Raw genomic sequence first — 25,333 nt, forward strand, 5'->3', positions numbered from 1 at the left:
TTGCCGGGCCATTCGTACAGGTGTTTTATCTCAGTCTACATGGAGTCCATGGCGTTGCGCAGCGATGAGTTCTACATGCACCGGGCGCTGGACCAGGCCCGACTCGGGCTCGCCGCCGGAGAGGTGCCGGTGGGGGCAGTGGTGGTGGATCCCAACGGCGAGATTGTCGGCGTTGGCTACAACGCGCCTGTTTCCGGCCATGATCCCAGCGCCCACGCCGAGATTTGTGCCCTGCGCAATGCCGGCGCGACGCTCGGTAACTATCGGCTGGACGGTTGCACCCTTCATGTGACCCTGGAGCCTTGCTTGATGTGCACCGGGGCGATCATCCATGCGCGGGTGTCGCGGGTAGTCTATGGGGCTGCCGAGCCGCGGACCGGCATGGTGGAGTCGAAGGCCAACCTCTTCGCCCAACCCTGGTTTAACCACCGTGTCGAGGTGGTTGGCGGCGTACTGGCGTCCCGCGCCTCAACGCTGCTCAGGGAGTTCTTCGCTGCCCGGCGCGGCCAGTGAGCGAGCCAGCCTTGCCCGATTTCGCCCGGCGTGCTTGGCGCTATATAGCGCCTCATCGGCGGCATTCATCAAATCGTCGATCCGTAGGGGGCCAGGTGTGCCCGTCGCCACGCCGATGCTTACCGTGAGCGGGGCGCCATCGGCGTGGGCCAGGCCGCTGGCCGCAACGGCCTCGCGCAGGTCTTCAGCGATACGAATAGCCTCCTGTTCGTCTCGACCGGGGAGATAGGCGATGAACTCCTCACCGCCCAGTCGGGCGAAGAGCCCGTCGTCCGACGCAATGACCTCATTGCCCAGCTGGCCGATCTCTTTCAGATAGCGGTCACCTTCCAGGTGCCCGAGGTGGTCATTGACCTTCTTGAAATAGTCGATATCGCAGAGCAGTACGCTGATGGGCTCGCGTGGGTCATGCTCACGCAGTGCTTGCAGGAAGGTTCGGCGATTGGGCAGGCCGGTCAGCTCATCGTGACCGGCCAGCCATTCAACCTCCTCTTGCAGCCGGGTTCGCTTGCGTATCTCGCGGCGCAACTCACGGTTGGAGCGCCGCACCGCTCGATGCTGGTTGGCCATCTGCTGCTGGGAGAAGAGTACCAGATAGAGTAATTGGGCCAGCAGCAGACCCACTGTCAGGCTGACCACCGGCTGGCGAGGCAGGTCGCTCAGCAGTCGCCTGAGGGTGGGCTGGGAGAGCAGCACCAGAGGAATGCCTGACAGGTCCAACTCGGCCTCCAACTGCCAGGGTCCCAGCCGAGCCTCGGCTGGCTGGTGGGCCAGACGATCGCGGTCACGGTAGAGGCTGAGCTGCTGGTCCTCGGGATCGATGTTGGCAAACAGCGTGTCCGCCAGGGCGGGAAGGCTCACCGCCATGGCCACGGCGCCGGTGGGGCGTGATTCGGAGGCGAGGAAGATCGGCAGGTAGTGGATCATCCCCGGGCCGCCCTGCAGCAGTTCGATGATGTCGGTACGTCCCTCCCTGCCGCGCTGCAGGGCGCTTGCGACCGCCTCACGGCCAGCGGGTTGGTCGTCGAAGAGCCGGGATCCGAGCACCTGGAGGTTGATGTCAGTCGGTGGGTGCACCAGTTGAATGCGGCTGTTGGTGTCGATGTAGGCGATGTTCAGGAAGTAGCGAAAATCACGCTGGTAAGGCGCCGCCTGCGTGGCCCAGGCGGTGGCGCCCGGTATCATGGGCGTCAGGCGCCACACGTTGGCAAAACGACGCATAGCTGCGAGATGGTCGTCGATTTCTCGTGAGAGACTCTCGGCCATTTGGACATGCTGCTGCTCGACACGGGCCGCGAGGTTCCGTTCCTCCAGCGTTTTCTGATAGTGCCAGAAGAGCAGGCTCAGTAGTGCCAGGCCTAGCCCAGGCCATAGCGCGCGGCTGAGCCGGTAAGACTGCTGCTTCCAGGCGCCAGCGACATCGACGATCTGGCCAAGAAGCAGGGTCAGCAGGATGACCTGAGCAAGCCAGGTTCCCCGTAAGGGTAGCAGGCTGGGTGTATGGAGCGCCTCGACCGCCTGAGCCAGGAGCAATAAGCCGGCCACTCCGAGCAGCATGGGCGCGCCAAGGTTGGCGCGGGTACGCACCACGAGGCTTAGCAGCAGGGCGATCAGGCACAGCGTCAGCAGCAGGGGGGGGCGCCAATCCACCAGCAGGCTGCCGGTCACGATTTGGTTTGCCAGTTGATCCCAACTGACATGGGGGAGCCAGTGCTCCGGCAGCAGATAGCTGACAAGGCACAGACCCAAAAGTCCCAGGGCCGGCCAGAGAAGGACCCGGGAGGCGGCAGGTCCCAGGCGATACCAGGCCAGCTGCCCCAGCGTGGCGATGACCAGCAGCCCGGCGGCGGGAAGAGAGCCGAATACCCCGATAATGGCCAAGACAAGGGCGACCAATGCACCCAGCAGCGACACCATAGTGGCTGTAATGGCCCAGGCGCTTACCGGGCGTTCACTGGCCAGGCGCGGGGGATAGGTTGATGTCATGACTCTCTTCCGGGTCGGGCAGCCGGGCATTGAGCAGATAGAACTGCTGTTGACTGCGATCCACGTAGCTCAGTATCTCATGGTAGCGGCGGATGTTACGTACGTAGATCACAGGCTCGCCGCCTCGCGCATAGCCGTAGCGGGTCTGGCTGTGCCACTCGCGCTCCTGCAACAGTGGCAACGATTCTCGCACGTCCTCCCAGCGGTCCGGGTTGCCACCGCGGTTTTCGGTGATGCGGCGGGCGTCGTAGAGGTGCCCGAGCCCCACGTTGTAGGCGGCCATGGCCATGAACAGGCGGTCTTCTCCCTCTATCGACTCGGGTAGTCGATCCTTTAACTCGCGCAGGTAGCGGGCGCCGCCGTCGATGCTCTGGGCCGGATCCAGGCGGTTGCTAACCCCCAGGTCGCCGGCGGTGGGCAAGGTCAGCATCATTAGGCCGCGCACTCCGGTGGGAGAGGTCGCTTCTGGGTCCCAATGAGACTCTTGATAACCCACTGCGGCCAGCAGTTTCCAGTCGAAGCCGGTCTGGCGTGCGGCTTCGCGGAACAGCTCGGTGTAGGTCGGCAGGCGTGCGTGAGTATGCTTGATAAAAGTGCGCGCACCCACGTACTCCAGATAGTCGTCATGGCCGAAATAGCTGGCGATCACGGCGTCGAGTGCGCCCTCGTCTCGCAGCGTCTGCAGGAAATCATTGGCCTTCTCCGCCAGGGCCAAACCGCCCTCGGCGGGGAAGGCCCAGGCCATACTGAGCGGCTCGCCCAGAGGAAAGCCACGTTCCACCCTGGGAAAGAACATCCGGTTGAGCCGGAACTGGTGCTCGAAGATCACCGCGGCATCGAGCCGCTCATCCTCGATCAGTCGCAGCAGCTCGGCCACTTCCAGCTCCTCCGACTCCCGCCAGGTGAGCGTCGGATAGTCTGTCTTGAGCTCCCGCAGCACCTGGCCGGTGCCGGCGCCGGCCAGAGTGCCCAGGGAAAGGCTAGCCAGCCTATCCGGGCCGGTTACTGGCGCCATGCCGCGCCGATAGACCACCACCGGCTGCAGCTCGAGGATCGGTCGGCTGAAGATCACGCCATCGAGGGCCGGGGTCAGCGGCAGGGCGGCGGCACCCAGGTCGCCCTCCCGACGCACGGCGTCCAGCACGCTGGCGATGTGATGATCTTCGCGCAGCGCCAGGCTCACCCCCAGATGAGCGGCGAAGCGGCGAACCAGCTCATACTCGAAGCCGGTGGGTCCCTCGCGTCCCTCGTAGTAGGTGGTAGGGGTATTGCGGGTATGCATCTGAAGAAAGTCCCGGGCCAGGATATTCTTCAGTTGTCGATCGCTGGGTTCTCCCGGGTGCCCGGGCCACAGGCTAAGGGCGAGCGCAGCGGCCAGACCCAGAGCGGGCAGGGCAGGGCGGCGGCGCCAGCGGCGCAGGAGCTGGATGATCAGGGTCGGGGGCATGAGGTGAGCGGCTGGCAACGTCGACCCATCACCATAACCAGCTGCGGCGTGGCTGTCATCCGCATGATTTCTCGCCACTCGCGCTTTCCAGTATCATGTTTGCCTTGTGCCGCCGGCTGCGGCCCCCGACCTTGATGATTTCCAGAGGCTCCAGGATATGCTCGAACTGCGCGGCGCCCCCGCCCTCTCCGCTTTCCGTCACGCCAAGCTACTGGCCGCTCTCCGCGAGGCGGCGGCTGATGTCGAGTCGCTGAAGGCGGAGTACGTGCACTTCGTCGACCACGATGGCGAGATGTTTGACGACGACCTGGCCACGCTGGAGCAGCTGCTTGACTATGGTTCTTACATTCAGGGTTCTCAAGGCCTAGGTTCTCACGGTCAGGGCTCCCATTTGTCTGGTAACCGAATGTCAGGCAGCCCGGCAGCGAGCAGTGCCGAGGGCCAATTGTTTCTGGTGGTGCCGCGCATCGGCACCCAGTCGCCCTGGTCCTCCAAGGCCACGGATATCGCCCATAGCTGCGGTCTGAGGCAGGTGCGCCGCCTCGAGCGCGGCATTGCCTACCGGGTCAAGCTCAAGGGTATGCTCTCGGAGAACGCCTTCGAGGGGATCCGCGCCACCCTCCACGACCGCATGACCGAGACGGTGCTGGCCGATGCCTCCGACGCCGTGCAGCTCTTCGCCCACCACGAGCCGGCCCCGCTGGGCAGCGTCGATATTCTGGAGGGCGGCCGCGAGGCGCTGGTCGCCGCCAACGTCGCGCTGGGTCTGGCGCTGGCCGAGGATGAGATTGACTACCTGGTGGGAGCCTTCCAGGAACTGGGTCGCAACCCCACGGACGTCGAGCTGATGATGTTCGCCCAGGCCAACTCAGAGCACTGCCGCCACAAGATCTTCAACGCCGACTGGGTGATCGACGGCGAGGCCCAGAGCCACTCGCTGTTCAAGATGATCAAGAACACCCATCGGGTCTCCCCCGGGGACATCCTCTCCGCCTACAGCGATAACGCCGCGGTGATCCGTGGTAGTGAAGCGCCGCGCTTCTTCCCGGCGCCGCTTACCGGACGGGCAGACGAGCGTGCCGCCTATGGCAGCGCCCTGGAGCCGATCCAGATCCTGATGAAGGTGGAGACCCACAACCACCCCACGGCGATCGCCCCGCATCAGGGGGCGGCCACCGGCGCCGGTGGCGAGATTCGCGACGAGGGCGCCACCGGCATCGGTGGCAAACCCAAGGCGGGCCTCACCGGCTTCAGCGTCTCCAACCTGCGCATTCCCGAGTTCGTGCAGCCCTGGGAGGCCTTCGACTACGGCAAGCCGGAACGCATCGTTTCGGCACTGTCGATCATGCTCGAGGGGCCCATCGGCGGCGCGTCTTTCAACAACGAGTTCGGCCGGCCCAATCTTGCCGGTTACTTCCGCACCTATGAGCAGGATGCCCTGGGCGCCAACGGCATCGAGCGCCGGGGCTTCCACAAGCCGATCATGCTTGCCGGCGGCTATGGAAATATCCGCGATGGCCACGTCCAGAAGGGTGAGATACCGGTGGGCGGCAAGCTGATCGTGATGGGCGGTCCGGCCATGCTGATCGGACTGGGCGGCGGGGCGGCCTCCTCCATGGCGTCCGGCACCTCCAGTGCCGACCTGGACTTCGCCTCGGTTCAGCGCGGCAATCCCGAGATCGAGCGCCGCGTCCAGGAGGTGATCGATCGCTGCTGGGCGCTGGGCGAGAAAAACCCCATTCGTTTCTTCCACGACGTGGGCGCCGGCGGGCTCTCCAACGCCCTGCCGGAGCTGGTCAAGGACGGCGAGCGAGGCGGGCTGTTTGATCTGCGCGCGGTGCCCAACGCCGAGCCGGGCATGAGTCCACTGGAGATCTGGTGCAACGAGGCTCAGGAGCGCTACGTGCTGGCGGTGGCCGCGGAGGACCTCGACACCTTCGACGCCCTTTGCCGGCGCGAGCGCTGCCCCTATGCGGTGGTTGGCGAGGCTACCGAAGCACACCACCTGACCGTGCGTGACGACCATTTCGATAGCCTGCCGGTCGACCTGCCGATGAGCGTGCTGTTCGGCAAGCCACCGAAGATGACCCGCGAGTTTCAGCGTGCGCCCAACGTGATGTCCGGCATCATGCTCGACAACCTCGACCTGCGCGAGGCCATGGATCGGGTGCTGCGCCTGCCTGCCGTCGCCTCCAAGAGTTTCCTGATCACCATCGGCGACCGCTCCATCACCGGCCAGGTGGCCCGCGACCAGATGGTCGGCCCCTGGCAGGTGCCGGTAGCCGATGTTGCAGTGACGACGGCAAGCTTCGACACCCACGCCGGCGAGGCCATGGCCATGGGCGAGCGTTCCCCGGTGGCCTTGATTGACCCGGCCGCCAGCGCCCGTCTGGCGGTGGCCGAGGCCATTACCAACCTGGCGGCGGCCCCTATCGAGAAGCTCGCGGACATCAAGCTCTCCGCCAACTGGATGAGTGCGGCCGACCACCCCGGCGAGAACCAGGCGCTGTTCGATGCCGTTCACGCTGTGGGCATGGAGCTCTGCCCGGCGCTGGGCATCGCCATTCCGGTGGGCAAGGACTCCATGTCCATGCGCACCGCCTGGCAAGAGGAGAACGAAAAGGGAGACATCGAGGAGAAGAGCGTCACCTCACCGCTGTCGCTGGTCATCACTGGCTTCGCGCCGGTCACGGATGCCATGCGCACCCTGACGCCCCAGATTAACCTGGAGCAGGATGAGTCCGACCTGATCCTGATCGACCTGGGTAGCGGCCTTAACCGCCTGGGTGGCTCGGCGCTGGCACAGGTCTATGGCCAGGTAGGCGACGTTTGTCCGGACCTGGAGGATCCCGAGGACCTCAGGGCCTTCTTCGCGGTGATCCAGGGGCTCAATGCCGAAGGCAAGCTGCTGGCCTACCACGACCGCAGCGACGGCGGCCTGCTGGTGACCCTGCTGGAGATGGCCTTCGCCGCTCACGCCGGCTTGGAGATCAAGCTTGATTGGCTGGTCGACGAGCCTGCCGAGGCGGTGAATGCCCTGTTCGCCGAGGAACTGGGGGCGGTGATCCAGGTGAACCGCCAGGATACCGAGGCGGTGCTGGCCCAGTTCGCCGCCGCCGGCCTCGAGACCTGCGGCGTCATCGCCCGTCCGCGCTACGACGATCAGGTGCGCGTCACCCTCTTCGAGGAGCCGCTGCTGGAGACCACTCGCCTGCTGGCACAGCGTACCTGGAGCGATACCAGCTACCGGATGCAGGCGCTGCGCGATAATCCTGACTGTGCCAAGAGCGAGTTCGACGGCCTGCTCGACGACCGCGACCCGGGCCTCTCCGCCGCCCCCAGCTTCGATGTGAACGAGGACGTCAGTGCGCCCTTCCTCAACCTGGCGCGCCCATCGGTGGCGGTGCTGCGTGAGCAGGGGGTCAACGGCCAGGTGGAGATGGCCTGGGCCTTCGACCGCGCCGGCTTCGAGGCCGTCGACGTGCATATGAGCGACATTCTCGAGGGGCGCGTCGACCTGGAGCATTTCAAGGGCCTGGTGGCCTGTGGCGGCTTCTCCTACGGCGACGTCCTGGGCGCCGGGGGCGGCTGGGCCAAGTCCGTACTGTTCAATGAGCGCGCCCGGGAGCAGTTCGGATCCTTTTTCCAGCGTGACGACAGTTTCTCGCTGGGGGTCTGCAACGGCTGCCAGATGCTGGCCCAGCTCAAGGAGCTGATCCCCGGTGCCGAGGCTTGGCCGCACTTCGTGCGCAACGAATCGGAGCAGTTTGAGGCCCGCGTCGCCATGGTTCAGGTGGAGAAGAGCCCCTCGATTCTGCTGGCCGGCATGGAGGGCTCACGGCTGCCCATCGCCGTGGCCCACGGTGAGGGTCGCGCCGAGTTCCGCGACAGCGCTCACCTGCGCAGTATGCAGGGTAATGGCCAGGTAGCGCTGCGCTTTCTGGATAACCACGGCCAGACCACTACCCGCTACCCGGCCAACCCCAACGGCTCGCCCTCCGGCATCACCGGCCTGACCACACCTGACGGACGCGCCACCATCATGATGCCTCACCCCGAGCGGGTGGTGCGCGCGGTCACCAATTCCTGGCGTCCGACGGAGTGGACGCACGACGGTGCCTGGCTGAGGCTTTTCCGCAACGCACGAGTCTGGCTGGGGTGAGCGCGAGACACCCACGGGAGACGATACGGGAGGCGGCCTTCGGGCCGCCTTTGGTGTCTTCACCGCCCTCACTGCGCCCCTATCAGCAGGAGGCGGTGCGACGGGTGGTGGTCCACTTTCGCGGCTCGGACGAGCCTGCCGTGGTGGTGTTGCCCACCGGCAGCGGCAAGTCGCTGGTGATCGCCGAGCTGGCGCGCCTGGCCAGGGGCCGCGTGCTGGTGCTGGCCCACGTGCGCGAACTGGTGGAGCAAAACCACGCCAAGTACCTGGCCTATGGCCTTGAGGCCGATATTTTCAGCGCCGGCTTGGGGCGCAAGGAGAGCGGCCGCCAGGTGGTGTTCGGCTCGGTGCAGTCGGTGGTACGCAATCTCGAGCGTTTCGCCGCGTCCGACCATCCGCTTGGCCCCTTTACCCTGCTGGTGATCGATGAGTGCCACCGGGTCTCGCCGAAGGAGGATGCCAGCTACCGCCAGGTGATCGACCATCTGCAGGTGGCCAATCCGAGGCTCAAGGTGCTGGGACTGACCGCCACGCCCTACCGGCTGGGACAGGGTTTCATCTACCACCGCCACCATCACGGCATGGTGCGTGGCGATGAGGACGCCTTCTTTCGCGACTGTGTCTTCGAGCAGCCGCTGCGGCTGATGGTCAAGCAGGGCTACCTGGCAAAGCCGGTTCGGATCGACGCCGCGCTTTTCAAGGACGGGCAAGAGCTGCGTTACGACTTCTCGACGCTATTCTCCGCGTCAGGCCCGGCAGCGGGTGGCCTGTTCCGCGAGGAGGAGCTCAACCGGGTGGTGGCGGGACACCGCGCCACCCCGGGGATCATCGCCGAGGTGGTGGAGCGCGCCCGGGAGCGCCAGGGCGTGATGCTCTTCGCGGCCAGTGTGGCCCATGCCGAGGAGATCCTCGGCTATCTGCCGGCGCGCGAGTCGGCGCTGATCACCGGCGAGACGCCCTCCGCCGAGCGCGAAAGGCTCATCAATGCCTTCAAGGCCCGCGAGCTCAAGTACCTGGTCAACGTGGCGGTGCTCACCACCGGCTTCGACGCGCCCCACGTGGATCTGATTGCCATTCTGCGTCCCACCGAGTCGGTGAGCCTCTACCAGCAGATCGTCGGCCGTGGCCTGCGGCTCTCGCCCGGCAAGCACGACTGCCTGATTCTCGACTACGCTGGCAACCCCTGGGACCTCTATGCGCCAGAGGTGGGCTCGCCGAAGCCGCCTGGCGACACCGAGCCGGTGCAGGTCGAATGCCCGGCCTGCGGCCACGCCAACCTCTTCTGGGGGCGGCGCGAGGGTGAGTTGGTGATCGAGCACTTCGGCCGCCGCTGCCAAGGATTGATCACCGACGCCAGTCCCGCTTCCGGAGCAAGCAGAGGCCCGGTAGGCGCGGCTTCGGGCGCCGGAGATCAGGTAGGCGCGGCTTCGGGCGCCGGAGATCAGATAGGCGCGGCTTCGGGCGCCGGTAAAAAGCACCAGTGTGAATTTCGCTTTCGCTTCAAGGTGTGTGGTGAGTGCGGCACCGAGAACGATATCGCCGCCCGGCGCTGTCACGGCTGCGAGGTCCTGCTGGTGGATGCCGACGACAAGCTCAAGGAGGCACTGCGCCTGCGCGATGCTCGGGTGCTGCGCGTGGCTGGCATGCAGTTGGAGGCAACGGTCAACGGCCGTGGCTTGGCACGCCTCAAGGTGACCTACCACGACGAGGACGGCACCACGCTCTGCGAATGGTTTGCCCTGGAGACTCCGGCCCAGCGCGGTGCCTTCGCCGTGGCCTTTCTGCGCGACCACCTGCGGGCCCCGGGGGTGTCGTTCCGTCCCACCACCCCCGATGAGGTGGTCGCCGAGCAGCGCCGCCTGCGCCACCCCGACTTCGTGGTGGGCCGCAAGGTGGGCCGCCATTGGCAGGTGCGCGAGAAGCTCTTCGACTATACCGGCCGGTATCGCCGCGCCGAAGCGGTGGAGTAGGGTGACGGATTGTTGAACGACACCTAGGCCTAAGGGTGGTGTACGGTAAATCTTGGTAAAATGACGCTTAGGATGATCAGGCCGATAATAATATTTGAGAGGGGGTAGGGTGCTGCTGCCAGACGACTTTTTCGCAAGCCTGGTGGAGAGGGTGGATGACGTGATCTGGGCGGTCAGTTATCCGCATTTCCAGCTCGAGTACCTCAACCCTGCCGCCGTTGCCGTGTTTGGCCGCCCCACTCAGGCATTCATGGACGATTCACGCCTCTGGCTGACCATCGTGCATCCCGATGATCGCGACGACGTCGCCGCTTCCCATGATCGCTTGCTGCAGTTGGGAACGGTGGAGCGCCGTTACCGAATCCTCAGGCCTGATGGCGAGCAGGTCTGGATACACGACCGAGCCTGGCTGATGCGGGGCCAGAGAGGAGAGCCGCTGCGCCTGTGCGGCGTTGCACGGGATGTGACTCGGGAAATGGCCGAGCAAGAGCAATTGAACAGCACCTTGAAGCTGCACCGGCGATTCATAGAGAGCGCCACAGACCCCATCTTTCTGGCCAGAGTGGAGCCCGACGACACCTTCGTCTTTCACTACAACAATCCGGCCCACCGGCAGCTAACCGGCATCTCCCTGGAGGCTCTGCGCAGCCAGACCCCGGATACTCTGCTCGAGGCGTCACAGGCGGCGACCGTCAAGGCGCACTATCGCGAATGTGTTCGACTCAAGCGACCCATCCAGTATGAGGAGCGTCTCGACCTGCCGGCCGGTGCTCGAGACTGGCAGACCCTGCTGGTGCCCGTGGAGGACGCGGCAGGTAACGTCATCGAGCTGGTGGGCATTGCGCGTGATATCACGCCCCTCAAGGAGGCCGAGCGGAAAAGTCGTGATGCCTTCGAAGCCCTTGACCAGCTGCTGCAGGCGAGCCCCGTGGTGATCTACGAGTGCCTGCCGACGCCCGATCTGATACCGATCTCTATCAGCTCCAGCGTGGAACGGCTCTTCGGCTACGTTCGTGACGAATTGCTTAACCGCCCCATCTGGCAGGACATGATTCATCCGGATGACATGGTCCAGAGCCTTGCCAAGGTCCATGCCCTGTTCGCAGGGGAGGGGCCCATCCAACTCAACTACCGCTTGCGTCATCGGGACGGCCACTATCTCCAGGTACAAAGCGAAAAACGGTTGGTCCTCGACACGGGGGGGCATCCCATCAAGGTCGTGGGGGCGATCCTGGATGTCACGGGGACTTATCGGCTCAGTCAGCGGCTAGAGAAGCTGGGTCAACAGCTGCCCGGCTTCATCTATCAATATCTGCTTACCCCCAGCGGAGAGGGTCGATTCCTCTATGCCAGCAGTAGCAGCATGGTGATCTACGGGGCGACCCCCGACGAACTGGCGCAAAGCGATACGGCTGCCTTTGGTGTGATTCACCCTGATGACCGTTACAGCGTGAAGACAGCGATCGAGACGTCGGCAGAAAACCTGAGTCATTGGCACTGTGAATATCGGATACGCCATCCCCAGGGCCACGAGCTCTGGGTCGAGGGGTTGGCCACGCCGGAGCGGCTGGAGGATGGCAGTGTGATGTGGCATGGCTATATTGCCGACGTTTCGGAGCGCAAGCGACTCCAACTGGAACTCGAAGAGAGCGAGGCGCGTTTCCGGCGTCTGGCGAGCGTGGACATGCTGACGGGAGCACCGAATCGGCGCCACTTCATGCATCGCCTTGATGCCGAGCTGACACGCGTCAAGCGTCACGGCGTGGATTCTTGCTTGGTGATGTTCGATGCCGACCACTTCAAGCGCATCAATGATACCTTTGGTCATGCCGCCGGAGACGATGTGCTCAAGGCGCTGGTAAGCACGGGGCGAGAGGCACTTCGAGCTCACGATATGCTGGGTCGGCTGGGCGGCGAGGAATTCGCGATTCTGCTGCCCGATACCTCGTTCGAGGGTGCCGTTACCTTGGCCGAACGGTATCGCCAGGCCGTGGCGGATTTGCAGGTGGACACAGGTGATGCCCGTATTCGCTTGACCGTCAGTCTAGGAGTGGCGGCGTTGAGAACGAACGATTCGTCTGACAGTGCCATGGAGCGCGCCGACAAGGCGCTCTACGCGGCCAAGACATCCGGTCGTGACCGCGTTTGTCGCGAAGGCGAGGAGACGGGTGACGTCACAATCGGCTGACCGGGTCTGTCTGTGCGGGAGGCATCTTGCTAAACTGGCCAGTTGACCCCGCGTCCCCGGAGAGCACCGCCGCGTGAGCGACACTCCCGATACCGCCAGCCCCGAGCAGAGCATCGTTGTGGCCCAGCAGGCCGCAGTACTCGGGCGGCTGTTCAATGAGCCGATTACCGAGTTGCCGGAGGATCTCTACATCCCACCGGAGGCGTTGCGGGTGTTCCTGGAGGCCTTCGAGGGTCCGCTGGACCTGCTTCTCTACCTGATTCGCCGTCAGAATCTCGACATCCTGGCCATCGACGTGGCCGCCATCACCCGCCAGTACATCGAGTACGTGGAGCTGATGAAGGCCATGGAAATCGAGCTGGCCGGGGAGTACCTGCTGATGGCGGCGATGCTCGCCGAGATCAAGTCGCGTACCCTGCTGCCACGCCCGCCCAAGGAGGGTGACGAGGACGAGGAAGCGGACCCGAGGGCCGAGCTGATCCGACGATTGCAGGAGTACGAGCGGCTCAAGCATGCCGCCGAGGCGCTGGCCGAGCTGCCGCGCCTGGGTCGCGACTGGTTTCCGGCAAAGGCGGCGCTGCCGCCGCTGGAGAGCCGGATGATCCATCCCGAGGTGGATCTGAATGAGCTGTTGGGCGCCCTGGCGGGTATCCTGCGGCGGGCCGAGCTGGCCCAGACCCACCATATTAGCCGCGAGGTGCTCTCGACTCGGGCGCGCATGCTGGCAATCATGGAGCGGCTCGGCAACGGGCATTTCACCCCCTTCGAGGCGCTGTTCAGCCTTGAGGAGGGGCGCGCCGGGGTGATTGTGACTTTCATGGCGATCCTCGAACTCGCCAAGGAAGCGATGATCGAGATCGTGCAGAATGCTCCGCTCTCTCCGATCCACGTGCGTGTCCGCGCGCCGGAGGAGGATAGCGAAGCGGGGAAACTGGGCGACCTGGAGGCCGAGGGCGAGAGCGCCTTCGCGAGCGATGACGAGGGGGGGCGGCCATGACCGCCATGGCGTATCCCGAGGTCCTGGACGAGATCCTGGAGGCCGCGTTGCTGGCCGCCGGCGAGCCACTCTCCCTGGAACGCCTGGAGGGGCTCTTCGACGACCACGAACGCCCGCCAAGGCGGGCCTTGCGCGAGGCGCTGGAGCGACTTGGGGGACGTCATGAACGTGGTGCCATGGAGCTGCTCGAGACCGCATCGGGCTTCCAGCTGCGCATCCGGCCGCGACTCTCGGCCTGGATCTCGCGCCTATGGGATGAGCGCCCGCAGCGCTACTCCCGTGCCCTGCTCGAGACGTTGGCGCTGATCGCCTATCGCCAGCCAGTGACCCGCGGCGACATCGAGGAGGTGCGCGGGGTCACGGTGAGCGGCTCGATCATGCGCACTCTGCTGGAACGCGGCTGGATCCGTGTGGTGGGCCATCGCGACGTGCCGGGTCGGCCGGCGGTCTATGCCACCACGCGCAGCTTCCTCGATGACTTTGGCCTCAAGACCCTCGACGAGCTTCCACCGATGCATGAGCTGAAGGCGTTCGAGGAGCCCGGGTTGATGAAAGAGCTCGACGACGAGGCCCCACCGCCGCCCCAGTACGCTCTGCTGGCTCAGGCCGACGAGGCGCCGGAAGAGCCGACGAGAGAGACAGCCGCTGCCCCGAAGCAGGACGAGATATTCCCGGAGGAAGGGGCTGCGGCCCGCTCTTCGGAAGCGACGGCCGGGAGGGCCGACGATCACCACGCCGGGACGGCGTCAGAGCGGTCCGGACTGAGCTTCGCCGAACTCGAAGCTCGCCTGACCGAACGTGCCCGGAGCCGCGTCGATGATGACGCTGCCCCGGGTGCGGAATCCACACCCAGTGAGAACGACTCATGAGCACTACCACCGAAAAACTTCAGAAGGTCCTGGCCCGCGCCGGGCTTGGCTCCCGCCGCGAGATGGAGGCCGCCATTGCCGATGGCCGGGTCAAGGTCAACGGCCAGGTGGCTACCCTGGGCGACCGCATCGAGATGCGCGACAGGGTGCTCTTCGACAGCCGGCCAGTCACCCTGCGCGGCGCCGAAGAGGTGCCGCGCAGGGTCATCATGTACAACAAGCCTGAGGGCGAGCTGTGCACTCGCAAGGACCCGGAGGGTCGACGCACCGTCTTCGACCGACTGCCGCGCCTAAAGGGCGAGCGCTGGATCGCGATCGGCCGTCTCGACATCAACACCAGTGGCCTGCTGCTCTTCACCACTGACGGTGAGCTGGCCAACCGGCTAATGCATCCCTCTACCGAGGTGGAGCGCGAGTATGCCGTGCGCGTCATGGGCCAGGTGACCCGTCAAAACGTGGTCGCCATGGTCGAGGGCGTAATGCTCGATGACGGTCCGGCGAGCTTCACCGATGTGCAGGAGTTCGGGGGCGAGGGTATCAACACCTGGTTCCACGTGGTGATCCAGGAGGGACGTAATCGCGAGGTGCGTCGCCTGTGGGAGTCACAGGGACTTACCGTAAGCCGCCTCAAGCGGGTGCGCTACGGCAATATCTTCCTGGACAAGCGGGCCAAGGCGGGCGAGTGGCTGGAGCTCTCCCAGGACGAGGTCGATGACCTGTCCGAGCTGGCGGGGCTGGCCTCACGAAAGGTGCCGGACCTGACCCCTGACGAGAAGAGCCGCTGGAATCGCGACAAGCGCAAGCGGAAGCCCGTGCAGGCCATGCGCAAGCCCAAGACCAGAACTCGCAGCTGACCAGCGGGTGCGACACAAGGCAAAAAGTCCTTGCCAGCTAGGGGGCAAATCAGTAATATTTGCTCCCGTTCGGAGGGGTCGTTAGCTCAGTTGGTAGAGCAGTTGGCTTTTAACCAATTGGTCGTAGGTTCGAATCCTACACGACCCACCATCCGGACCTGTACGCTTGCTTGCAAGTGCTGGGTCGTTAGCTCAGTTGGTAGAGCAGTTGGCTTTTAACCAATTGGTCGTAGGTTCGAATCCTACACGACCCACCAGTCATACAAAACGCCGCCGCTTCTCATGAAGCGGCGGCGTTTTTTTCATCGCGTTGAAACTCTGTTATCGGGTATCGCTGAGAGCGTTTATCGATCCTGAAGTCGCACACGGCCCAGCGTGTAGTCGCCTCCCTGGTTGACCATCACAACGCCCTGAAAGGGATCGCGTAGTCCGGTGTCCCGCACTCGCAGCAGGCGCCGATCATCCACGTGGACCTGCATCTCTCCGTTTCCATCACGGGTCCAGATGATGCTGTGGAACCGCCCGTCCTCGAGCTCAAGCTGACCTTCTTGGCGGGCAATCACCTCGACGCTTCCGGATATCAGTCTGACCAGGCTGAGCCCCGGGCGTGACCCGGGAGAGTAGACCAGTCGATAGCCGGTGCCGTTGGGTCGATTGCCCTGGAAAAGCCCCACTTCCAGACTGCCCGGTTGCTGGCGGGAGGCGAGCTGGAGTTCCAGCCTGAAAGCATTGTCGACCGGTGCATTGACGAAGATACGCGCCGGTTCCACGGCGATGGGCACTTCGTCCCTTCTGACGCTGCCCGTCTGATCGAGGATCAGCTCCAGCATGGCCAGGCCTATTTCCTCCGGCCGGTCGGTGCTGAGCCTGCGTGAGTCTCGATCGCTGGCCCGCTGTGTCTCTACGATGCTGCGCAACCCGTTGTCATCGACCTCAAAGTCGCCGCTGAGGATCGTCCAGGCAGGATTCCGACGGTAGTCGCCATCGCTGAAGTCATCCTGCAGGGCGACTCGAGGCGAGGCGATGCGCGGCGGCGGTGAGTCTTCCGGCACCGCCTCCTTCTCCGTCTGGCGCAGGCGTCTCAACAGGCCGGTCGTTGGGTAGCCATCCTGTTTCACGTCCACGTCGGCCTGATACTCACGTATCGCGTTACGGGTCCGGCGTCCCATGGCACCATCTACCGGGCCGGCATCATAGCCGAGCCGATTGAGCTCACGCTGTATTTCGGCAATGCCTTGCCGATCCGACAGGGTCTCGATGTCGGGCCGCGATAGCGGTGCCGCCTGGGGAGGTGGTGTCTCTTCTGGCTTCCAGACCCGCGCCGCCTGCTGCGCGTCGGCGATTTGCCCGGCCGTCATGCGGCTGGTCAACGCATCGCGCGCCTCGGCGGCATGACGGTGACCTCGGGCTGCGGAAAGGTTGTACCACTGGTGGGCCTGCACGAAGTCCTGTGGTGTCCCGCTGCCGGCCTCGTGGAGGCGGCCCAGCATGTATTGGGCATCGGCATCGCCGCTTTTAGCGGCTTCGCCGAATACCTGCAGAGCCTGGCGGTACTCTTGCCGTTCATAGTGGCGCATGGCCTCGGCGTAGTCAGCGCTGACCAGTCCGATGTGACCGAACAGGAGAACCAGAAGCATGAATCCTTTGATGATGAACACAGGGTATCTCCAGTGAACGAGGGCATCCTCTTCGAAATGCTGCCTCAGGACCTCACGTGCGGCCTTGTCCCTTCCCTTGACTCGCTCTTCTCTTGTCGCAACAAAGGTTTCAACAAAAGTCTCAACAAAAGTCTCAACGAAGACCGAGGACGGAAAGAACCACCAGCACGACGACGATTACACCTACGATATAGACGATATTGTTCATGATGTGTACCTCTGTGTTGCGCATTGATCTGCCTCAAGAGGCGGCTGGATGTTTCGTGATGAGATGGCGTCACGGTCCGTGCGACGCATAGCGCAACTCCCTGTACAGGCTGTTCCTTGCCCCGCTGATAGAAGGATATCTCCTGGCTGGCTTGCCCTCCGTGCGGTGGCGTACATTCGACCAGATACTGGCAGCGGCTTGTCGGTCGTTCGGTAACCACCGTAGAAGCCGTCTGTCTGACGATCTCGATCAGCGCTGTGGCTCCTCAGTAAATGGCATCGCTTTTTTCATATGAAATAACGTTGTCCGAAAAGATTCTGCTGCCTATCAGATCGCAGCGATGAGTTACGTGAGGCACCGCACCGACCGTGCTTCGAGTATCGACTATATTAGTATCGGGAGCTCTTCTTTGAATTTGCATCGCTTCATGAGGAGAGTCAGATCCCGAATGAAACAGTCACTTGGAGATCGGCTCATGAACAAGAATCAGGTTGAAGGTCGGGCGCACCAGGCGAAGGGAAAGGTCAAAGAAATTGTCGGCAAGCTGACCGGCAACAAGGAGACAGAGTACAAGGGTAAGGCCGAAAAGCAGGGCGGCAAGGCTGAATCCAAGTACGGAGATGTCAAGGAAGACGTCAAGAAAGCAACGGATTAAACGATTCCCTCCGAAATTGAAGAAGCGTCACAGCCCGGCTTGGTACCCTTCAGGCCGGGTTTGCGTTGTTGGTTTCGGCGGGTGCGTCCTGTTGACATCGCGCCAGTCGGGACATCATAAGGTATGTCGGTGACGACCCCGTCGGTCACCTGGCTCGGCAGCTCATCGTCGCCTCGGGTCGGGCACTTTTCCGACCGGGGCTTGTCAATACACTCATCTTAACGTTTAGAATAGAGGTTCTGGTCGACCACAGCGAAAGACGCAAGGGTTGGCCTCAGGCGCATCGTCCGCGCGGATCGCGCGAATCACGATGTACCCGATCATGCAGGGGGAGCCCCTGCCAGTCACAGTGGTAGACACGATGACGATCATGACTTCCCGCGCGGAGGTACACGAGTACCTGACCCGCACCTATTGCCCCACCCGCATTCCCGCTGACGATGAAGTGCGTATCGAGGAGATCAAGCGACTCCTCAGGGTCAACAACGCCGTTCTGGTGGCCCATTACTACACCGACGATGCCATCCAGCAGCTCGCCGAGGAAACTGGCGGCTGCGTGGCTGACTCCCTGGAAATGGCCCGCTTCGGCGCCCGCCACGAGGCCAACACTCTTGTGGTAGCCGGCGTGCGCTTTATGGGCGAGACCGCCAAGATCCTGTCGCCGGAAAAGCGCGTGCTGATGCCGACCCTGGAGGCGACCTGCTCGTTGGACCTGGGCTGCCCGGCCGACGAGTTCAGCGCTTTCTGTGATCAGCACCCCGATCGGACGGTTGTGGTCTATGCCAACACGTCGGCGGCGGTGAAGGCCCGCGCAGACTGGGTCGTGACCTCGTCGATTGCCGTGGAGGTGATCGAGGAGCTCCATGCTCGCGGCGAGAAAATCCTGTGGGCCCCGGACAAGCACCTTGGCGGCTATATCCAGAAAAAGACCGGCGCCGACATGCTGCTGTGGGACGGTGCCTGCATCGTCCACGAGGAATTCAAGGCCAAGGGCGTCGAAGACCTCAAGGCGCTCTACCCGGAGGCGGCGGTGCTGGTGCATCCGGAGTCACCGGCTGCGGTAGTGGAGCTGGCCGACGTGGCGGGTTCTACCTCGCAGTTGATCCAGGCGGCGAAAGAGCTGCCCAACGACAAGCTGATCGTCGCTACCGACCGCGGCATCTTTTTCAAGATGCAACAGGCGGTGCCCGAGAAGATCTTATTCGAAGCGCCCACTGCCGGTAACGGTGCCAGCTGCAAGAGCTGTGCCCACTGCCCGTGGATGGCCATGAATGCCTTGGACAACCTGGCCGGTGCTCTGCGTCTCGGCTCCGGCGAGATCTTAGTCGACGACGCGCTTCGTCTGGCCGCTCTCAAGCCGCTGGAGCGGATGTTGAACTTCCAGCGCTGAGGCTCAAGGTCCCGCGCTAGAATTTTTCCAGCGTCTCCCGATAGCCAATAAAAGCCTCTCGGCGCTGCTCTATGCGGGCAGCCGCCCCGACGTCTCCCTCCCGCTCAGCTACCTGCCTGGCCACTTCCAGCTGGCGGATGGCATCGGTGATGCGTCCGTCAAGCTGGAGCCGCTCTGCCCGGGCCAGGTGACCCCAGGCTTCGCGGCCGCTGCGGCCTGCGGCCTGGGCCAGTAAGGTGAATACTTGGGGATCTTCGTGGCGTTGCTCTGCGAGCTCGCGCAGAACCCGCCATGCCGCATCGGCATCACTTTGCAGTAGCGCCTCGCCCAGCACTAGGGTGGCAGGTAGGTAGCCGGGTATCAGCCGCAGCAGCTGGCGGCTGCGCTCGGTGGCGTCGTCAAAGCGACCGGCATCGAAGGCTACCTCGGCGGCTGAGGCAGGCAGTAGGCTCAGGTCGGGCTCTTGGCGGGCCAGGGCGTCGAGGGTCGCGAGTGCCGCATCGGTATCGCCTCGGCGGGCCTCCAACAAGGCGTCGAGGTATCGCCGGGCAGCGCCGGGCACGTCGTCCTGGGCAAGCTGATTGATGGCCTGCTGCGGGTCGTGCTTGTGGATCGCCAGCAGAGCTCGGGCTCGCACCAGGTGATACTGTAACGTGTCGTCGCGAGGGGAGATCGCCGCGAGCTGGCCGGCCCGGTCTTGGGTATCGCTGATACGCGATTCGGTCACCGGGTGGGTGAGCAGGAACTCTGGCGGATTGCCGCCCTGCAGGCTGACCATGCGCTGCATGGCGCGAAACATTCGCACCATGGCCTGGGGGTCGTAGCCGGCCTCGGCCATGGCCTCCAGGCCAATGCGGTCAGCCTCCTGCTCGAAGCGACGAGAGTAGGCCAACTGGTCTTGGATGAAGGCGGCTTGGGAACCCATGGCCACGCCGATGCCGGCTTCGCCACCGCCGGCGGCGGCGATCAGCATGCCCGCCAGCATGGCGGCCATGGCCGGCACCTGGGTCTGTTCGGTGCGGGCTTGGCCGCGGGCATAGTGGCGCTGAGAGAGGTGCCCCAGCTCATGGGCCAATACCGAGATCATGGCCGCCTCTTCCTCGGCAAAGGCGAACAGGCCGGCATTCACGCCGATGATGCCCCCTGGCACGGCGAAGGCGTTGAGCTGACGGCTGTCGACCAGAGTCACCAGCGGCTGACTGCCGCCGAGCCCGCTGTGGGGCAGCAGCCGCGAGACCATCGACTCCACATAGTGCTGGGCGATGGGATCCTGCCACTGCGGGGCGCGGGCCCTAAACTGCCGCAGCCAGGCTCGTCCCAGGCGAAACTCTTCGCCGCTGGCGGCTTGGCTGTTGCCGCTGGCCAGGCTCGGCAGCCCAGCGGCGCTATCCCACTGGGGCTGGGTCCATTGGGCAGTGGCGGGCATGGCCAGGACCAGACACAGGGCGCCCATGGCGAGTCGGGGAAAACGGCGCGGCATGCTCGGGATCTCCTGTGATGAGCCGGTGTGGCCATGGTCTGACATTGATTCAGCCGGTAAAGTGCCGTTAAATCCCGGGGGTTCTCATGCTGAATCGCCATCCGGCGCCAGGCAGTGTACCTCCACCCCTTCATTGTTCCGGGAGAGTTCATGGCTCTGCAATCCGATGACCTGCTCGACGCTCGTGGTCTTCCCTGCCCATTGCCGCTGCTCAAGGCGAAGCAGGCATTGGCACGCCTGGCTCCGGGCCAGTTGCTCGAGGTGATGGCCACCGATGCCGGTTCCTGGCAGGACTTCGACACCTTCACCGCCCAGAGTCACCATGACATGCTGGAGCGAGAGGAGCGAGGCGACGTCTATCATTTCTGGATCCGCAAGGGCAGAGAGGAATCTTCATGACCCTGCGGACGGTCTTCAAGGGCTGGATAGATCATTACTTCTCCGACGAGGAGGCAGTGATTCTGCTGGTGCTGCTGGTGCTCGGCTTCGCCGCGGTGATCTTCCTCGGGCGCATGCTGGCACCCTTCCTCACCGCTCTGGTGGTCGCCTTCCTGTTGCAAGGGGCCGTGAGCTGGCTGCAGCGCCGCCACGTGCCCCACCTGCTGGCGGTAACCCTGGTGTTCCTGGGCTTCATCGGCATGCTGCTGGCGATGGCCTTCATCCTGATGCCGCTGATCTGGAATCAGCTGGTAGGGCTGGTGCAGGAGACGCCACGCATGTTCGCCAGTGGCCAGCAACTGCTCGACGACTTGCAGGAACGCTACCCGCAGCTGATCACACCTGATCAGATCCAGAACTGGGTCGCCGTGGCCGGGCGCGAGATGACACAGGTCGGCCAGCGTGCCCTGACCCTGTCGCTGGCCTCCCTGGGCAATGTGCTGGCGCTGATCATTTATCTGGTACTGGTGCCGATCCTCGTGTTCTTCCTGCTCAAAGATCGTGAAAAGCTGGTGGGTTTCACTCTCTCGCTGTTGCCCCATAAGCGTGCCCTGATGACCCGTATCTGGCAGGAGATGGACGTCCAGATCGCCAACTATGTGCGCGGCAAGTTCATCGAGATCATCATCGTGGGCACCGTCGCCTTTCTCACCTTCGCTTACTTCGGGCTGCCTTATTCGGCGCTGCTGGCGGTGCTGGTGGGTTTCTCGGTGCTGGTACCCTACATCGGCGCGGCGGTCGCTACCCTGCCGGTGGCGGCGGTGGCCGGCTTTCATTTCGGCATGACCAGCGAGTTCGTCTATGTGGTGATCGCCTACGGTATCATCCAGGCGCTGGACGGCAACGTGCTGGTACCGATCCTGTTCTCCGAGGCGGTCAATCTGCACCCGGTGTCGATCATCGTGGCGGTGCTCTTCTTCGGCGGTATCTGGGGGTTCTGGGGGATCTTCTTCGCCATTCCGCTGGCGACCCTGCTCAAGGCGCTGGTCTACGCCTGGCCCCGTGGGATTCAGCGGCACAAGCGAGAGGAAGCCGGCGAGGTCCTGGTCAAGGAGTGATCGGAGCCACCATGGCGGCTCCGCTGGGTTGCTCAGCCGACGTCCAGGCTACCCTTCTGCAACGTCTGGGCGGCTTCCAGCACCTCCTGGGCGTGGCCAGGCACCTTGACCCCGCGCCATTCCTTGGCGAGCCGGCCCTCGGCGTCGATCAGGAAGGTGCTGCGCTCAATGCCCAGGTGCTCCTTGCCGTAAAGCTTCTTGAGCTTGATGACGTCAAACACGCCGCACACTGTTTCATCCTTGTCGGAAATTAGTTCGAAGTTGAAACCCTGCTTGGTCTTGAAGTTCTCCTGGGCGCGGACACCGTCCCGGGAGACACCAAGGATGACGGTGTTGGCGGCGTCGAAGTCCGGCTTGCGGTCCCGGAAGTCGCCCCCTTCGGTGGTGCACCCTGGTGTGCTGGCCTTGGGATAGAAGTAAATGACCACCTGCCGGCCCTTGAGCTCGGAGAGTGACACGGTGTTGTCGCCGGTGGCAGTGGCGGTGACGTCGGGAACCGGCTGGCCGATGCTCACGCTCATGGGAGTCTCCTGCGCGTTGGTTGGGGAACTTGATTACACGCAAGTGCTGAGGCGCTGTCAAAGCCGCAATCGCCGCGGCGGAGTCAAAGTGGCGCGCCTAGCTGTACAGGCTCTGGCCGGCTGAGTACCATTTGACCCCTGACGTGGGCCACGCGCCCCGCCCCTTCCTGACCCGGTGTCTACTGGGCCGAGGCATAGCCCTCGAATCGAGAGGATAGAGAGGATGATCACTGGCAGTATCGTCGCCCTAGCGACGCCGATGAAGGTCACTGGCGACATCGACTGGGAATCGCTGCGTCGCCTGGTGAACTTCCACCTCGACAACGGTACCGATGGCATCGTTGCCGCCGGCACCACCGGCGAGCCCACCACAATGTCGTTCGCCGAACACTTCGATGTGATTCGTGCCGTGGTGGAAGAGGTGAACGGCCGCATTCCGGTTATTGCCGGCACAGGGGCCAACGCCACCTCCGAGGCGGTGGAACTGGCCCGCTATGCTGGCGAGGTGGGGGCCGACTACTGCCTGTCGGTCTGCCCCTACTACAACAAGCCCACTCAGGATGGCCTCTACCAGCATTTCAAGGCGGTAGCCGAGGGCAGCAAGCTGCCGGTGATCCTTTACAACGTGCCGGGCCGGACCGCCTGTGACCTCTACAACGAGACCGTGCTGCGCCTGGCCGAGGTGGATAACATCGTCGGTCTCAAGGATGCCACCGGAAACCTGGAGCGGGCCGAGGACCTAATTGCACGGCTCAAGGGCAGCGGCTTCATGCTCTATTCTGGCGATGACGGCACTGCCTGCGACTTCATGCTGATGGGCGGCCACGGTGATATTTCGGTAACTGCCAACGTGGCCCCCAAGGCCATGCACGACCTCTGTGCGGCGGCGGTGGCAGGCGAAGTCGACCTCGCCCACCAGCTCAACACCCGGCTGATGCCGCTGCACACCAACCTGGGCATCGAGTCCAATCCGATCCCGGTCAAGTGGGCGCTCTACCACATGGGGCTGATCGAGCCGGGCATTCGCCTGCCGCTTACCTGGCTCTCGGAGAAGTACCACTCCACGATCAGTGAGGCCCTGCAACTGGCTGACCTGATTGAGGACTGACCGGCGCCGAGCCGGACCCTGGACAACTGGATGCAAGGTGGACGCATGAACTCAGCGCTGAAATGGCTTCCCCTGGTGGCGGCCGTGGCCCTCGCGGGCTGTGCCCGTGAGTCGGGCTACTATCACGACCGCAACGTCGATTACGCCGATGCACGAACGGCCCCGGCACTGAATCTGCCCGAGAGTCGGGATCGTCAACGCTATCGCGATGCCATGCCGGTGCCCCAGGCGGCAGGCGATTTCCGCGCCTCCGACGGACGCTTTCGTGCGCCGAGCCCTAAGGCGCTGGGAGCGGGTCGTGGCATGGAGCGCGATTTCGTCGAGCGCCGTGCTATCGGCAGTGACGCCTGGCTGGTGGTGGGCGCCGATCCGGGCGCCGTCTGGCCCCAGCTTGAAGACTTCGCTCGCACCCGGGGGCTGGGCATCCAGGCCAGCGACTCCTCGCGCGGTGTGATCGATACTCGCCAGGCGCGACTCAGCCTGCGACAGGGCCTGCGTGCCGGCGACAGCGAGGTGCGCTGTGACCAGGGGGGAGCCCCGGTGGGCGCCTGCCTTGATGCCCTCGAGCAGTACTTCGGGGCGAGCAGCGCCACCGCTAGTGCCTCTTCCCTGGCGGCGCAGCGTCTGGCCGGCGAGGCGCGGCTGAACCTCGAGCAGCGCGGTGATGAGTGGCTCGTCGAGATTCCGCTGGAGATCGACCGCACCTGGGCCGAACTCGACCATCAGTTGCGCCAGGACTTCACCGTTGAGGAGCGCCGCGAGCTGCTGGAGAGCAATCCGGCGAGTCGCGAGTTCCTGATTAGCTATATGACGGTCAGCGAGCGCAACCGCAATCCGATACAGATCGTCTTCAGCCCCGATGTGCGCCAGATGCATCAGCAGGTTCGCCTGGTGCTGGAGTCCGAAGGGCCTCGCCAGACCGTGCTGCGGGCGGTCAATGCCAGCGAGCGCGACTTCAGTGCCGAGGACCAGCGCGAGTTGCTCGAGCGGGTGGCGGGCCTTCTGCGCTGATGTTGGCAGAGCCGGGTGCCGCCGCGCCGGGCCGGGGGCGGCTGCAGTTCGCCTCTCTGGGCAGCGGCAGCAAGGGAAACGCGACCCTGGTCAGCGACGGGGAGACTCACCTGCTGGTGGATTGCGGCTTCGGTCTGCGTGAAACCGAGGGTCGACTGGCACGTTTTGGATTGCATCCGCGTCAGCTCGACGCGGTGCTCGTGAGTCACGAGCACGGCGATCATGTCCGCGGGGTGGGTCCGCTGGCGCGCCGCCATGGCGTGGCGGTCTACCTGACGCCGGGCACCTGGCGTTCTGGTCGGCTCGGCGAGCTGCCGGTCCGACACTGGATTACGCCGCAGCAGCGTTTTGCCGTGAAGGGACTCACCATTTCCCCTGTGACCGTGCCCCATGACGCCCGTGAGCCGGTGCAGTTCCGTTTACATGGCAGTGAGCGCAGCCTTGGCGTGCTCACCGACTTGGGACACCCCACCGAGCACGTGGCCGAGGTGTTCTTCGGCTGTGACGCCCTGGTGCTGGAGTGCAATCATGATGTCCAGATGCTTGCCGAAGGGCCCTATCCGGCGCACCTAAAGCGACGGGTAGGCGGTGACTGGGGGCACCTGGCCAATGCCCAGGCCGCAGCACTGCTGCCGCGCCTAGGTCTGGATCGCTTGCAGCACATCGTCTGCTCGCATCTGTCAGAACACAACAATCGCCCCGAGTTGGTCCGCGAAGCTCTGGTGCCACTGCTCGATGGCGATGAATCTCGTCTCAGGGTCTCATGCCAGGCGGCTGGCATGGCGTGGCAGGCTATCGGCTGACCCGTCAACCTCACCTC

General features: G+C 64.2%; 19 protein-coding genes and 2 tRNA genes. 16 read left to right on the top strand and 5 right to left on the bottom strand.

Annotation, left to right across the window (positions count from 1 at the left end; translation table 11 throughout):
* Positions 1 to 54 precede the first annotated feature (54 nt).
* Entirely contained in the window at positions 55 to 513 is a 459-nt protein-coding gene (gene tadA / locus ACFODV_RS03750) for a tRNA adenosine(34) deaminase TadA (protein ID WP_379755585.1), read from the top strand.
* Here the strand turns inward: tadA and ACFODV_RS03755 are convergent.
* Positions 469 to 2,499, bottom strand: coding sequence for a GGDEF domain-containing protein (locus ACFODV_RS03755; RefSeq protein WP_379754875.1), 2,031 nt, complete (start codon positions 2,497 to 2,499; stop codon positions 469 to 471). The genes tadA and ACFODV_RS03755 overlap by 45 nt on opposite strands.
* Entirely contained in the window at positions 2,465 to 3,946 is a 1,482-nt protein-coding gene (mltF, locus tag ACFODV_RS03760; RefSeq protein WP_379754877.1) for a membrane-bound lytic murein transglycosylase MltF, read from the bottom strand. Before mltF ends, ACFODV_RS03755 begins: the two co-directional genes overlap by 35 nt.
* A 157-nt stretch (positions 3,947 to 4,103) precedes the next feature.
* Here mltF and purL point away from each other — a divergent pair, with 157 nt between their 5' ends.
* The 8 genes from purL to ACFODV_RS03800 all read left to right on the top strand — a co-directional run bounded on the left by purL (position 4,104) and on the right by ACFODV_RS03800 (position 15,243).
* On the top strand, positions 4,104 to 8,108 hold the full coding sequence (purL, locus tag ACFODV_RS03765) for a phosphoribosylformylglycinamidine synthase (RefSeq protein ID WP_379754880.1): 4,005 nt from the start codon (positions 4,104 to 4,106) through the stop codon (positions 8,106 to 8,108).
* Between the two features lie 53 nt (positions 8,109 to 8,161).
* Complete coding sequence (locus ACFODV_RS03770; protein ID WP_379755588.1) at positions 8,162 to 10,078, top strand: DEAD/DEAH box helicase family protein; 1,917 nt, start codon at positions 8,162 to 8,164, stop codon at positions 10,076 to 10,078.
* 109 nt (positions 10,079 to 10,187) lie between these two features.
* Positions 10,188 to 12,266 carry a sensor domain-containing diguanylate cyclase gene (locus ACFODV_RS03775; RefSeq protein ID WP_379754883.1) on the top strand — a complete coding sequence of 693 codons (2,079 nt, stop codon included), beginning with the start codon at positions 10,188 to 10,190 and terminating at the stop codon, positions 12,264 to 12,266.
* A 73-nt stretch (positions 12,267 to 12,339) separates the two neighbouring features.
* Complete coding sequence (locus ACFODV_RS03780) at positions 12,340 to 13,263, top strand: segregation and condensation protein A (RefSeq protein ID WP_379754887.1); 924 nt, start codon at positions 12,340 to 12,342, stop codon at positions 13,261 to 13,263.
* Positions 13,260 to 14,132: an SMC-Scp complex subunit ScpB gene (gene scpB / locus ACFODV_RS03785; RefSeq protein ID WP_379754890.1), complete on the top strand. Its 873-nt coding sequence runs from the start codon at positions 13,260 to 13,262 to the stop codon at positions 14,130 to 14,132. The genes ACFODV_RS03780 and scpB overlap by 4 nt, the downstream gene beginning before the upstream one ends.
* A complete protein-coding gene (gene rluB / locus ACFODV_RS03790) occupies positions 14,129 to 14,986 on the top strand; it encodes a 23S rRNA pseudouridine(2605) synthase RluB (protein ID WP_379754893.1) in 858 nt (285 codons plus the stop codon). Before scpB ends, rluB begins: the two co-directional genes overlap by 4 nt.
* A 75-nt stretch (positions 14,987 to 15,061) precedes the next feature.
* Positions 15,062 to 15,137 (top strand) — tRNA-Lys (locus ACFODV_RS03795).
* A 30-nt stretch (positions 15,138 to 15,167) separates the two neighbouring features.
* Positions 15,168 to 15,243, top strand: a tRNA-Lys gene (locus ACFODV_RS03800).
* A gap of 87 nt (positions 15,244 to 15,330) precedes the next feature.
* Here ACFODV_RS03800 and ACFODV_RS03805 read toward each other — a convergent pair.
* Positions 15,331 to 16,623 (bottom strand): peptidoglycan-binding protein, encoded by a 1,293-nt coding sequence (locus ACFODV_RS03805; protein WP_379754896.1) that lies wholly within the window; start codon positions 16,621 to 16,623, stop codon positions 15,331 to 15,333.
* 704 nt (positions 16,624 to 17,327) lie between these two features.
* Between ACFODV_RS03805 and ACFODV_RS03810 the strand changes: the two genes are divergently transcribed.
* Positions 17,328 to 17,507 (top strand): CsbD family protein, encoded by a 180-nt coding sequence (locus ACFODV_RS03810; RefSeq protein WP_379754899.1) that lies wholly within the window; start codon positions 17,328 to 17,330, stop codon positions 17,505 to 17,507.
* A 361-nt stretch (positions 17,508 to 17,868) separates the two neighbouring features.
* Positions 17,869 to 18,897, top strand: coding sequence for a quinolinate synthase NadA (gene nadA / locus ACFODV_RS03815; RefSeq protein ID WP_379754902.1), 1,029 nt, complete (start codon positions 17,869 to 17,871; stop codon positions 18,895 to 18,897).
* Positions 18,898 to 18,913: 16 nt separating this feature from the next.
* On the opposite strand, the gene ACFODV_RS03820 is transcribed toward nadA, so the two are convergent.
* Entirely contained in the window at positions 18,914 to 20,377 is a 1,464-nt protein-coding gene (locus tag ACFODV_RS03820; protein WP_379754905.1) for a M48 family metalloprotease, read from the bottom strand.
* A gap of 150 nt (positions 20,378 to 20,527) precedes the next feature.
* Here ACFODV_RS03820 and ACFODV_RS03825 point away from each other — a divergent pair, with 150 nt between their 5' ends.
* Positions 20,528 to 20,776, top strand: a complete 249-nt coding sequence (locus ACFODV_RS03825) for a sulfurtransferase TusA family protein (protein ID WP_379754908.1) — start codon at positions 20,528 to 20,530, stop codon at positions 20,774 to 20,776.
* Entirely contained in the window at positions 20,773 to 21,873 is a 1,101-nt protein-coding gene (locus tag ACFODV_RS03830) for an AI-2E family transporter (protein ID WP_379754911.1), read from the top strand. Before ACFODV_RS03825 ends, ACFODV_RS03830 begins: the two co-directional genes overlap by 4 nt.
* Before the next feature lie 32 nt (positions 21,874 to 21,905).
* Here ACFODV_RS03830 and ACFODV_RS03835 read toward each other — a convergent pair whose 3' ends face one another.
* Positions 21,906 to 22,394 carry a peroxiredoxin gene (locus tag ACFODV_RS03835; RefSeq protein ID WP_379754914.1) on the bottom strand — a complete coding sequence of 163 codons (489 nt, stop codon included), beginning with the start codon at positions 22,392 to 22,394 and terminating at the stop codon, positions 21,906 to 21,908.
* 223 nt (positions 22,395 to 22,617) lie between these two features.
* On the opposite strand from ACFODV_RS03835, the gene dapA reads away from it, so the two are divergent.
* The 3 genes from dapA to ACFODV_RS03850 are packed head-to-tail and all read left to right on the top strand — an operon-like array spanning position 22,618 to position 25,316.
* Positions 22,618 to 23,502, top strand: coding sequence for a 4-hydroxy-tetrahydrodipicolinate synthase (dapA, locus tag ACFODV_RS03840; RefSeq protein ID WP_379754917.1), 885 nt, complete (start codon positions 22,618 to 22,620; stop codon positions 23,500 to 23,502).
* A 45-nt stretch (positions 23,503 to 23,547) separates the two neighbouring features.
* On the top strand, positions 23,548 to 24,513 hold the full coding sequence (locus ACFODV_RS03845; protein ID WP_379754920.1) for a lipoprotein, NlpB: 966 nt from the start codon (positions 23,548 to 23,550) through the stop codon (positions 24,511 to 24,513).
* Positions 24,513 to 25,316 (top strand): MBL fold metallo-hydrolase, encoded by an 804-nt coding sequence (locus tag ACFODV_RS03850; RefSeq protein ID WP_379754923.1) that lies wholly within the window; start codon positions 24,513 to 24,515, stop codon positions 25,314 to 25,316. Before ACFODV_RS03845 ends, ACFODV_RS03850 begins: the two co-directional genes overlap by 1 nt.
* Positions 25,317 to 25,333 lie beyond the last annotated feature (17 nt).

Source organism: Halomonas tibetensis (genome assembly GCF_042643535.1).
GTDB lineage: Bacteria > Pseudomonadota > Gammaproteobacteria > Pseudomonadales > Halomonadaceae > Halomonas > Halomonas tibetensis.

Excerpts from the sequence above, each read along its gene's own strand:
- ACFODV_RS03755 (WP_379754875.1), bottom strand. The coding sequence starts at position 2,499 with ATGACATCAACCTATCCCCCGCGCCTGGCCAGTGAACGCCCGGTAAGC.
- mltF (WP_379754877.1), bottom strand. The coding sequence starts at position 3,946 with ATGCCCCCGACCCTGATCATCCAGCTCCTGCGCCGCTGGCGCCGCCGC.
- purL (WP_379754880.1), top strand. The coding sequence starts at position 4,104 with ATGCTCGAACTGCGCGGCGCCCCCGCCCTCTCCGCTTTCCGTCACGCC.
- scpB (WP_379754890.1), top strand. The coding sequence starts at position 13,260 with ATGACCGCCATGGCGTATCCCGAGGTCCTGGACGAGATCCTGGAGGCC.
- rluB (WP_379754893.1), top strand. The coding sequence starts at position 14,129 with ATGAGCACTACCACCGAAAAACTTCAGAAGGTCCTGGCCCGCGCCGGG.
- ACFODV_RS03805 (WP_379754896.1), bottom strand. The coding sequence starts at position 16,623 with ATGCTTCTGGTTCTCCTGTTCGGTCACATCGGACTGGTCAGCGCTGAC.
- ACFODV_RS03810 (WP_379754899.1), top strand. The coding sequence starts at position 17,328 with ATGAACAAGAATCAGGTTGAAGGTCGGGCGCACCAGGCGAAGGGAAAG.
- nadA (WP_379754902.1), top strand. The coding sequence starts at position 17,869 with ATGACGATCATGACTTCCCGCGCGGAGGTACACGAGTACCTGACCCGC.
- ACFODV_RS03820 (WP_379754905.1), bottom strand. The coding sequence starts at position 20,377 with ATGCCGCGCCGTTTTCCCCGACTCGCCATGGGCGCCCTGTGTCTGGTC.
- ACFODV_RS03825 (WP_379754908.1), top strand. The coding sequence starts at position 20,528 with ATGGCTCTGCAATCCGATGACCTGCTCGACGCTCGTGGTCTTCCCTGC.
- ACFODV_RS03830 (WP_379754911.1), top strand. The coding sequence starts at position 20,773 with ATGACCCTGCGGACGGTCTTCAAGGGCTGGATAGATCATTACTTCTCC.
- ACFODV_RS03835 (WP_379754914.1), bottom strand. The coding sequence starts at position 22,394 with ATGAGCGTGAGCATCGGCCAGCCGGTTCCCGACGTCACCGCCACTGCC.
- dapA (WP_379754917.1), top strand. The coding sequence starts at position 22,618 with ATGATCACTGGCAGTATCGTCGCCCTAGCGACGCCGATGAAGGTCACT.
- ACFODV_RS03845 (WP_379754920.1), top strand. The coding sequence starts at position 23,548 with ATGAACTCAGCGCTGAAATGGCTTCCCCTGGTGGCGGCCGTGGCCCTC.
- ACFODV_RS03850 (WP_379754923.1), top strand. The coding sequence starts at position 24,513 with ATGTTGGCAGAGCCGGGTGCCGCCGCGCCGGGCCGGGGGCGGCTGCAG.